This window comes from Roseibium denhamense, assembly GCF_009711415.1.
Lineage (GTDB): Bacteria > Pseudomonadota > Alphaproteobacteria > Rhizobiales > Stappiaceae > Roseibium > Roseibium denhamense.
In genome coordinates this window covers 89663-96068 of record NZ_SMLZ01000100.1, presented here as the reverse complement: position 1 = coordinate 96068, position 6406 = coordinate 89663, and the positions used below count along the sequence as shown (strand labels likewise).

Below are 6406 nucleotides of genomic sequence, written 5' to 3'. Positions count from 1 at the left end.
GACTGCCCTTACAGAAAATCTCGTATGTGCCGGCGATACACGGAGACGCATAGACACAAAAAAGGCGGCAAAGCCGCCCTTACGTTAACAAATGCGCGTCGGCATTCTATGCACTTACATCGATTTGAGCGCCGAGGCCGGGTTGTGGCGCAGCCTGAGCCGATTGCAAATTTTCTGCACCTTGCTGGAGCAAGGCAACCAGGGCCGCGTCCTGCTGTTGCGCCATCTTCATCATCTCAGCTTGCAGCGCTTGCTGCGTCTGCGCTTGGCTGGTCATAGCAAAAGTACTTGCGATTGCAACGGAATTCATATGCAGCTCCTTGAAGCCTCAAATTAGGGAGAAGCCGTTAAGCCTGTGTTAACAGATCTCGGCGCCGGGAGAGCTATTGCTGGAATGTAAGGTTTTTCCGGCGGACCTTTCCGGATGCCGTTCGCGGCAGCTCCAACACACATTGGTAGGCTTTTGGGCGTTTATATTCAGCCAGAACCTGTGCCGCGTAGTCAGCCAAATCATTTTCATTGAAGCTGGCAGCGTTTACCGGCACGACAAACGCCGTAATGACCGAGACCCCCGGCTTGAGAGTGCATTCGGCGACAGCGACTTCCGCAACATCAGGATGCCCTGCCAGCACCCGCTCAACTTCTTCCGGTGCAACGCGGTATCCAAAGCTGTTCAGGAGGTCATCGGCGCGCCCTTCATACCAGATGTAGCCGTCTTCATCCCAGCAGGCCCGGTCTCCCGTCAGAAACCAGTCTCCCTTGAAAGCGGATTTTGTTTCGGCCTCACGGTTCCAGTACCTCAACATCAACCCTGGCTCGGATTTGTGAACGGCCAACAAACCGGTCTCGCCCCTGACAGCCTCCTCAGCGCTCTCCGTGCGTTCGTTCAAAACACACACTTTGCGTCCTGGTTGCGGTTTTCCCGGAGATCCGGGTCTAACCCCGGTTGCGGGCGAAGAAGAGATGTAAGTGGAGATTTCGCTCATCCCAAGCGCTTCGTAAAGCTCCCGGCCGGTGGTCTCCCGCCAGGCGTTATAGATCGCAGGCGCCAGCGCTTCTCCAGCGGTCAATCCATGGCGCAGCAACGGAAACGATGTCTTCTTGATTTCACCATACTTCAGAATACGGCGGTAAAGGCTTGGTACTGCGGCAAACAAGGTCGCATTGCTCGCCTCAAGAATGCCCGGCCAAAGCTGAGGCTCGCGCGGACCCTGATAAACGAGACTGGTGGCGCCGTTTGCCCAAGGGTCCATCAGACCGGCTCCAAGCGTATAGGTCCAGTTGAAGGCGCCTGCATGAAGCAACCGGTCCTCAGCGCGAAGACCATACCACCCGGCGTACATGGGTTGCCTTGCCTTTGCAGCCCTGTGGGCGTGCAGGACACCTTTTGGCGTGCCACTGGTTCCAGACGTGTAGATCAGGAACGCCGGATCGTTTTCATTCACGTCTGCAAAGGAGCCGGGCTTGCTCCCTTTAAGCTCCCGGATCTGGTCCGGGCCAGCAATAACAGCTGTCGTCTCACCGGGCAGGGTCGTTTGGCCGTCATGAAGTACGAGACGTGCCCCGCTATCCCGGCAGATCGTGGTAACTTCCGATTCAGTAAGCAGTGACGAGGCCGGAACGGGCACAAATCCGCCCGCGATTGCTCCAAAGAAGCACAGCGGAAAATCGCTGGAATGACCTATCCGCAGCAGAACCCTGTCACCTGGCAACAGTCCCAGATCTTGAAGGCCCGCAGCGACGGACAGCACTTTGTCCGTGAGCTCCTGATAGGTCCAGTGCTCTAGAACCGTTCCCGCAGGCCCAACAAGCTCAAGTGCTCGTTTGCCCGGTTCAGCACCGGCGTTGCACAAGCAGTAGCGGGCAAGGTTCATGGGGTTAGCGGGTCGGAACCGGTACTTCGCCTCGGTAATCATAGAATCCGCGCTGTGTCTTCCGCCCAAGCCACCCGGCTTCGACATATTTCACCAACAGCGGACACGGCCGGTATTTGGTATCAGCAAGCCCCTCATAGAGCACCTGCATGATGGACAGGCAGGTGTCGAGGCCGATGAAATCGGCAAGCTGAAGCGGCCCCATCGGGTGATTGGCACCCAGTTTCATGGCTTTGTCGATGGATTCAACCGAACCGACCCCTTCATAAAGGGTGTAGATCGCCTCATTGATCATCGGCAACAGAATCCGGTTGACCATGAAGGCAGGGAAGTCTTCGGCAACGGCGATTTGCTTTCCAAGACGGTCGCAGAAGGTTCTCGAGGCCTCAAAGGTTTCATCTTCGGTCGCAATGCCACGTACCAGTTCAACCAGATCCATGATCGGAACCGGGTTCATGAAATGAATGCCGATGAAGCGTTCAGGCCGGTCGGTAGTTGCCGCGAGACGTGTGATGGAAATCGAGGAGGTATTCGTTGCCAGAATGGCTTCCGGCTTCAGAATCGGGCAAAGCTGCGAAAAAATCTTCCGCTTCACCTGCTCGTTCTCGACAGCCGACTCGATCACCAGATCTGCTTCCGACAGAAGATCCAGATCGGCAGCCGGCTTGATCCGGTCGAGAGCTGCAGTGCGCGCTTCTTCCGTAATGAGCGACTTGCTGACCTGGCGCGCCATGTTGCCGTTGATCGAGGCCAAACCGGACTCAATGCGCTCTACGGAGATGTCGCTGAGCCCGACGTCGAAGCCGGCGAGTGCACACACATGCGCGATGCCACTGCCCATCTGGCCTGCGCCAATCACGCCAACTTTCTTGATTTCAACGACCATCTTTAATTCGACCTCATACGGAACTACCCGGCACACCGGGACGGATTGCCGTTATTCTTGGCAAGTCTTGCACCGAACAGCAAGAACCCCGAGGCGAAAAGAGCATTTCACCCCGGGGTCCGTGATCAATATGCCGCAGTCTTACTCGACGGCAGCCTTCAGATCGGGAAGAACGTCAAAAAGATCGGCGACGAGACCATAATCGGCGACCTGGAAAATCGGTGCTTCCTCATCCTTGTTGATCGCGACAATGATCTTGGAGTCCTTCATCCCGGCAAGGTGCTGGATCGCGCCAGAAATACCGCAAGCGATGTAGAGATCCGGAGCCACGACCTTACCGGTCTGGCCAACCTGCCAGTCGTTAGGCGCATATCCGGCATCAACCGCGGCCCGCGATGCACCAACGGCCGCGCCCAGAGCGTCGGCAACCGGCATGATCACTTCCTGGAACTTTTCTTCAGAGCCCAGCGCACGGCCACCGGAGATGATGACCTTGGCAGACGTCAGTTCCGGGCGGTCAGACTTGGAAAGCTCTTCGCCGACAAATTCGGAAAGACCGGCACCATCGACAGCGGAGACGCTTTCAACAGCAGCACTACCGCCTTCTTCAGCCGCGGCGAAGGTCGATGTCCGCACGGTGATTACTTTTTTCGCGTCGCCCGACTTCACGGTCTGGATCGCATTGCCCGCGTAAATCGGGCGCTCGAATGTCTCAGCGTCAACGACAGCGGTGATGTCGGAGATCTGCATCACATCCAGGAGTGCTGCAACGCGCGGAAGGATGTTCTTTCCGTTCGCCGTTGCCGGTGCGACAACTGCATCATAATCACCGGCCATACCGACAATAAGATCTGCCATCGGCTCAGCCAGCTGATGCTCAAGAGCATCGCTATCGGCAACAAGCACCTTGGAGGCACCAGTCAGCTTTGCAGCGGCGTCTGCCACCGGCTGCACATCTTTGCCGGCAACCAGGATATGAACATCACCGCCAAGGGCGGCGGCTGCGGTAAGCGCCTTTGCGGTCGCATCGTTCAAAGCGCCGCCGGCGTGTTCTGCCACAAGAAGTGTAGTCATGAGTTTTCCTCCTGCGACGGCTCCTTAAAGGACGCCGGCCTCATTTTTGAGTTTATCAACCAGCTCTGAAACGGATCCGACCTTGATGCCGGCTTCACGTGCAGGGGGCTCAGCTGTTTTGACCACGGTCAGGCGCGGCGTGATATCAACGCCGAAATCGGCAGGCGTTTTCTCATCGATCGGCTTTTTCTTGGCCTTCATGATGTTGGGCAACGACGCATAGCGCGGCTCGTTGAGGCGCAAATCGGTTGTTACGATTGCAGGCAGCTTAAGCTTGACTGTCTGCAAACCGCCATCAACCTCACGGGTCACATCGACGGTGCCCTCGCCAAGATCAACCTTGGACGCAAACGTTCCCTGGCTCCATCCGAGCAGAGCCGACAGCATCTGGCCGGTCTGGTTGCAGTCGTCATCAATTGCCTGCTTGCCCACAATCACCAGGCCCGGCTCTTCAGCTTCGACGATACCCTTCAGGATTTTCGCAACAGCCAGCGGCTCTGTGGTTTCGTCGGTTTTCACAAGAATGCCGCGATCGGCGCCCATTGCAAGGCCAGTCCGCAATGTCTCGGTCGCCTGCTGCGGACCCACGGAGACAACAACAACCTCGGTCGCCTTGCCGGCCTCTTTCAAACGCAGCGCTTCCTCAACGGAGATCTCGTCAAAAGGGTTCATGGACATTTTAACGTTCGCCAGATCAACCCCTGAACCATCCGCTTTCACGCGAACTTTAACGTTGTAATCAATGACCCGCTTTACGGGTACGAGGATTTTCATTTTGGTCTCAACCTCTTGCTGGGCCGGCTTTCACCGCACCGCATTTTCATGCTCCTCCTCCACGTGACCTAAGGTCACAAATGGCAGAAAAGAGCCAATCGTGGCGCATGGCGCGGGACGGTACTGAGCTACATGGCAACTGTCAATTGGGGCAAAAGGTCAAAGGCGGCAATTTGGCGCGGAGAGCAAATGATGCGTCGCAAACACTACAATTGCGCCATGCGGCAGAACGCGGGATGCCAGACAAGCCGGAGGGTTTCCTGAGCAATTTCCAGTCTAATTGATCGTATCGCGATTCAATCGGACCGGGAGATGCTTTAAGTGCCTGACGGCAGGGGAGCAAAGCCGTTGGCAACCGGTTCGGCAAAGACGGTCATCCAGGTGCCGGTCTCATCCCGGCAGGCAGTTCCCCTTATCGTCAGGTTCAGCTTGCCGAACGCTGTCTCGCGGACATATTCGCGGCACCAGTGACCACTCGTGCTCTTGTAGGTTTCAATCGGGGTCAGTGTTTCCGACCAATCCCCTTGCTGGCCAACCAGGACCGGCTCCCCACTGATCCGGGTTTCGAGCGCATCCTGAATTGATGCAGCCAATAACAGGCGCTCGGATTCCATATGCGCCGCCAATTTTGTTACCGCAGCGTCCATCCGCGACTGCGCCCAATAATTCGTGCCCGCAAAAGTTCCCGCAACAAGCAAAAGCGCGGCTGCCATACGGGCCACTCCCGACTGCCAAATCCTGTGTTTGCGTTCAAGGGCGGGTCGCTCGGAGAACTCGCGGTCGATTGTCCCAAGAAAGCGGTCAAAGGACGGCTGCGGGATCTCTGCCCCAACGGCTCTTTGGACAATTAGGTTGTCGTCGAGCATTTTATTGTAGAGCTTTGCACCATCCCCGGAGGCATTTACACGCTTGAGGATCTCTTCACGCTCATCCTGCGGGAGATCCTGATCGATCAAGCGCCCAATGTCCTCGGCAAGGTTTAACCGCTCGCGCTTTTCTTCAAAGCTCATCACATCATTCCCCCAAGACTGCGCAATGTGACACCGTTCGAGTGTTCCTGGGACTCCAGCCAATCCCGAAGCTTCAACCGGGCCCGCGCAAGCCGGCTCGTTACAGTTCCAATAGGTACGTTCAGCTCATCGGCGACGTCTTTGTAACTTCGCCCTTCCACAGCGATCATGAGCAGCACGATTTTGTTATCCTCTTCAAGCTGTTCAATGAACGCCTGCACCTGCTGCAATTCCAACGACGAGTTGGCCGCCTTCACACCGTCATAGGTCTCGTTGTAGTCAGCCATCACCAGCCCGAGCAGGCGCGACCTGTTGGCCGTATCCCGTGCGCTGTTCAAATAAAGATTTTGCAGGATCCGGAACATCCAGCTGTCGAGCCGGGTGGCAGGATCAAATTTGTCGAGGGACCGGATCGCCCGCTCACATGTAGCCTGCACCAAATCGTCCGCCTGGTCCGGATTCCGGCATAGGCGGAGCGCGAAACTCCGGAGTTTCGGCAGCGCACGGATCATTTCCGTTTTGAGCATATCGTCAGGCAAGGAGTTCTCCGGCAAGCCTCTCTCGAAAACCATAACACCCGGCTACGGCTTTTGATCCCGCAAAAAATTCACATATGTTTCGGAAGAAGCCGGTTGAATCGTGTGTTGTAGTGACGAGCCCGTTGAAAGACAGCAGTCAAAAGCATGCTCGCGGGCCGGAATGCTGGGGATGAAAAGTTCATGAGATCCGCTTGTCAAACGTCATTGCGAGGCCGCCTCTTTGCGATGGTACGCGTCTTGGCGAGCGTC

The 6406-nt window shown here is 56.5% G+C and carries 7 protein-coding genes; all 7 read right to left on the bottom strand.

Features of this window, described 5'->3' with window-relative positions; genetic code table 11:
- Nucleotides 1-106 precede the first annotated feature (106 nt).
- The 7 genes from E1180_RS07305 to E1180_RS22400 all read right to left on the bottom strand — a co-directional run bounded on the left by E1180_RS07305 (nt 107) and on the right by E1180_RS22400 (nt 6157).
- Nucleotides 107-310 carry a hypothetical protein gene (locus E1180_RS07305; protein ID WP_155190506.1) on the bottom strand — a complete coding sequence of 68 codons (204 nt, stop codon included), beginning with the start codon at nt 308-310 and terminating at the stop codon, nt 107-109.
- Nucleotides 311-383: 73 nt separating this feature from the next.
- On the bottom strand, nt 384-1874 hold the full coding sequence (locus tag E1180_RS07300) for an acetate--CoA ligase (protein WP_155190505.1): 1491 nt from the start codon (nt 1872-1874) through the stop codon (nt 384-386).
- Nucleotides 1875-1878: 4 nt separating this feature from the next.
- The gene (locus E1180_RS07295; protein ID WP_155190504.1) at nt 1879-2760 is read right to left on the bottom strand and encodes a 3-hydroxybutyryl-CoA dehydrogenase; all 882 of its coding nucleotides are present in this window, start codon (nt 2758-2760) and stop codon (nt 1879-1881) included.
- A 141-nt stretch (nt 2761-2901) separates the two neighbouring features.
- Entirely contained in the window at nt 2902-3834 is a 933-nt protein-coding gene (locus E1180_RS07290) for an electron transfer flavoprotein subunit alpha/FixB family protein (RefSeq protein ID WP_155190503.1), read from the bottom strand.
- Nucleotides 3835-3858: 24 nt separating this feature from the next.
- Entirely contained in the window at nt 3859-4608 is a 750-nt protein-coding gene (locus tag E1180_RS07285) for an electron transfer flavoprotein subunit beta/FixA family protein (RefSeq protein WP_155190502.1), read from the bottom strand.
- A gap of 317 nt (nt 4609-4925) precedes the next feature.
- The gene (locus E1180_RS22405) at nt 4926-5618 is read right to left on the bottom strand and encodes a hypothetical protein (protein ID WP_155190501.1); all 693 of its coding nucleotides are present in this window, start codon (nt 5616-5618) and stop codon (nt 4926-4928) included.
- Nucleotides 5618-6157, bottom strand: a complete 540-nt coding sequence (locus E1180_RS22400; protein WP_244313989.1) for an RNA polymerase sigma factor — start codon at nt 6155-6157, stop codon at nt 5618-5620. Before E1180_RS22400 ends, E1180_RS22405 begins: the two co-directional genes overlap by 1 nt.
- Nucleotides 6158-6406 lie beyond the last annotated feature (249 nt).

What these genes read in the sequence shown, in the direction of transcription:
- E1180_RS07305 (WP_155190506.1), bottom strand. Translation starts at nt 310, where the DNA reads ATGAATTCCGTTGCAATCGCAAGTACTTTTGCTATGACCAGCCAAGCG.
- E1180_RS07300 (WP_155190505.1), bottom strand. Translation starts at nt 1,874, where the DNA reads ATGAACCTTGCCCGCTACTGCTTGTGCAACGCCGGTGCTGAACCGGGC.
- E1180_RS07295 (WP_155190504.1), bottom strand. Translation starts at nt 2,760, where the DNA reads ATGGTCGTTGAAATCAAGAAAGTTGGCGTGATTGGCGCAGGCCAGATG.
- E1180_RS07290 (WP_155190503.1), bottom strand. Translation starts at nt 3,834, where the DNA reads ATGACTACACTTCTTGTGGCAGAACACGCCGGCGGCGCTTTGAACGAT.
- E1180_RS07285 (WP_155190502.1), bottom strand. Translation starts at nt 4,608, where the DNA reads ATGAAAATCCTCGTACCCGTAAAGCGGGTCATTGATTACAACGTTAAA.
- E1180_RS22405 (WP_155190501.1), bottom strand. Translation starts at nt 5,618, where the DNA reads ATGAGCTTTGAAGAAAAGCGCGAGCGGTTAAACCTTGCCGAGGACATT.